The sequence below is a fragment of the Paraburkholderia denitrificans genome, assembly GCF_042655705.1.
In the GTDB taxonomy this organism is placed as follows: Bacteria; Pseudomonadota; Gammaproteobacteria; order Burkholderiales; family Burkholderiaceae; genus Paraburkholderia; species Paraburkholderia denitrificans.
Genome location: NZ_JBHSMP010000040.1, coordinates 1 through 2,735 on the forward strand (window position 1 = coordinate 1; position 2,735 = coordinate 2,735).

Annotated in this window: 2 protein-coding genes and 1 pseudogene; 1 reads left to right on the forward strand and 2 read right to left on the reverse strand. The window is 61.5% G+C overall.

Annotated features, from left to right (window positions below; all coding sequences use genetic code 11):
• Positions 1–462: 462 nt before the first annotated feature.
• On the forward strand, positions 463–1,302 hold the full coding sequence (locus ACFPTO_RS23890) for a DUF3331 domain-containing protein (RefSeq protein ID WP_377715370.1): 840 nt from the start codon (positions 463–465) through the stop codon (positions 1,300–1,302).
• A gap of 48 nt (positions 1,303–1,350) precedes the next feature.
• On the opposite strand, the gene ACFPTO_RS23895 is transcribed toward ACFPTO_RS23890, so the two are convergent.
• Positions 1,351–1,851: a cellulose synthase subunit BcsC-related outer membrane protein gene (locus tag ACFPTO_RS23895; RefSeq protein WP_377715372.1), complete on the reverse strand. Its 501-nt coding sequence runs from the start codon at positions 1,849–1,851 to the stop codon at positions 1,351–1,353.
• Positions 1,842–2,555 (reverse strand): annotated as a pseudogene (locus ACFPTO_RS23900) (glycosyl hydrolase family 8); the annotation flags it as partial. The pseudogene ACFPTO_RS23900 and the gene ACFPTO_RS23895, both read right to left, overlap by 10 nt.
• Positions 2,556–2,735 lie beyond the last annotated feature (180 nt).

Sequence of the window (2,735 nt, forward strand, 5' to 3'; positions counted from 1 at the left end):
TTCAAACCTGTTACTGTGTTCGGTCTCTCTCGAGACCGGTCGCTCACTCAAAGCTGACAGGTTCTGAATAAATTCAAAAACCTGACTTACTTTAGTGTGAGACTCTTGATACTTTTGCTTTGCCCAACCCATCCCGAAGGATGCGCCGGGGCCGCTTACCGCATCAAGCGCCCACACTTATCGGCTGTAAATTTTTAAAGATCGTTCGCTGAAACCGCCGTAAAACTTCTTACTACCCGGCGTTTTCTGCGTCGCTACGTCAGCAGCAGAGAAACGAGATTATGAAGATCGGATCGATACTCGTCAACCCCATTTTGCAGATATTTCTTTAAGCGGCAGATGAGCCGTCCAGGACGCACGCCGTCGCACGTATTGTTCGCGGCAACAGGATGAAGCGCGCCTCCTCCTGTCGCGACTTCATGCACACCGTACTCGACTCCCTTTACCGACACTCGCTCACACATGAGTGAACTGTGTATACCGCGCGACGCCCTCCGTCGAGGGCGAGCGGCCAAACGTTTGATATCGCGCACTTCTCTATATCTAGATGTAGAGAAAGAAGCACACCGCAATCACCACAGCATCAACATCACGTCGACGCGACGCCGCCTCGTTGTGCGAGAACATCCGCACCACTGTCAACGTCGCAACGCTGCGAGACAAACCATTGATGACCGGGAGCTGACACGTTTGCCATTGTTTGGGGAAGCCAAACTGAGTATTTGGAGAAACCAGATTTATTCGGTACAGGCACGCAGTTACGATACCGCGGAGATCGCACAAGCAGCGGAGGAATTCGACGTGGGCCAGCTACGAACAGCATCAATGAGGCATGCGACACCGGCGTATCCGATGTGCGGACAGATTCATGCAGTTACGTCGGCGCAGCGGGGCGATCCGTGGACCGCGACGATCTCGCAACTCGGGCAGATCAGCGAACATGCCATCGCGGACGACGACGATCAAAACGACGAGGTCTACACTGAAGCGCCCGCGGACAAGCGCCGCCGTGTCGCAGAACTCGCATCCATCGCAGCCGCTTATGGGCGCAATGCGGTCGTGACATTCGTAGAACGCATCGGCGCGAAGGCCGTGTCGATCTCCTGGCGTGATTCGACGGGCGGCAACTACCGCGAGCAGCGCTGGGTGCAGCGCGCCGCGCGTTCGCGTGGCGTCTGCGCGCTCACGGGTGAAGCGATCTCACGCGGTGACAGCATCTACCATCCAGTGAGCGGGTCGCGCGGACGCCCCTCGAATCTCGCCCAGATGATCCGAGCCGAAGCGCTTGAGCGCTTCGAGTAAGCGATCAGGACGCGACGCATCGCCGATATATAGACGCAGCGTGCTCCGTCAGTCATTCAGGTTTGCGAGAAACGGCGACGTGAACGTCTTCGGCGAGAACGGCTGCAGGCCGGACGGCGGCGTAAAGCTATAGCGCACATACACCGCCGCAAGCCACTCGCGATAGTGATACGCGTTACCGAGCGACGCCATCGCCCCCACCGCCACCAGCGGAGCCAGCTGGTACGCGTCACTAGCGTAGAGCGAATACGCGAAGCCCGTCCTGCTCTGCCCCGGATAGATTGCATCGGGATCGAGCGAAGACGTCGTCACGCTGTTCATGTTGCTCGCAGCGCTCGCCTGGCGCCCCGGATCGAGCGGAAAGTACGGTACCACTCCCTGCCAGTAGTGCTCAACGCCAATCGAGCCCTTCAGATCGCATGTGAACGCGCCAACGCGACACTGCCCGCGAGCGCGAGGCACGCGACGAGCGCGCGCGGCACCGCCGTGCATCGTCGGCAAAGGCAGCGACCGCTGCCGGTGGCGGGCGAATTGCGTGGTCACTCGCATGCGCCTCTCCGTGCCGGAATCAGTCGGCCGTTCGCATCGAAACGATAGCGGCCATCGAGCGAGCCCGTTCCAAAGAGGCCCAGCACGCGGTCGTAGTACACAGGCTCGTGGCCCGACGCGCCATTGTCGAGCGTGGCGAGATGCGCGCGCGCAAGCGCGAGGTTGCGCGTGTCGCCGAGCACGGCGAAATACGGTGCGAATGCGCCCCAGTAGCTGAGCGGGCCTTCGCCCGTGCCGTTGCCGGTTGTGACCGCAACCTTCTCGGGCGGCACGCCGGTTTGCATGACGCGATCGTTCATCCCGTGCACGGCGTTGAGCCAGGGTTTCGCCAGCGGATCGGATGGCGCGGCGAGCGCGGCCCACAGATAGACGCGAATGGCGTCGTAGCTGCCAAGGTCACCGGTCTTGGGATCGATGACGAAATGCCCCTGGTGCCACGCCGCCCAGTCAGGCGTGAAGCCGTGCGGCGATGTTGTCATCACCATCTTCAGTGTGTTCTTCGCGATGGCCGTCCACGGCCCGTCGCGAAGATCGTGCGCGAGGCCGCGCAACAGCGGCAGCGGCATGTAGCTCGGATTGAGCCGCGTCACCCCGGCATTGACGAAACCGTCCGGGCCCGGCAGCAGCATGGGCCCAAGGCCCGCGAGATCGGCGACTTCGTGGCCCACGATCTGTGCCGCGAGCGCCGTGCCGAGCGCGGTGTAGAGGGCGACGCGAAGGGCAACATGTCAGTCCCTGATCCGGCGCACAGCGATGGACTGAAGAAACAGCCGGTAAGCCGGATTCTGCGTCTCCTCCCAGTGCGGATAGCCGAGCGTCGCGAGAAAGCGCCGGAATTCGGCGTCGTCGGCGCCAGGCACCTGAATGCCCACGAGGATCGAACT

Coding starts and splice junctions, on each gene's coding strand:
- ACFPTO_RS23890 (WP_377715370.1), top strand. CDS start 463: ATGAGTGAACTGTGTATACCGCGCGACGCCCTCCGTCGAGGGCGAGCG.
- ACFPTO_RS23895 (WP_377715372.1), bottom strand. CDS start 1,851: ATGCGAGTGACCACGCAATTCGCCCGCCACCGGCAGCGGTCGCTGCCT.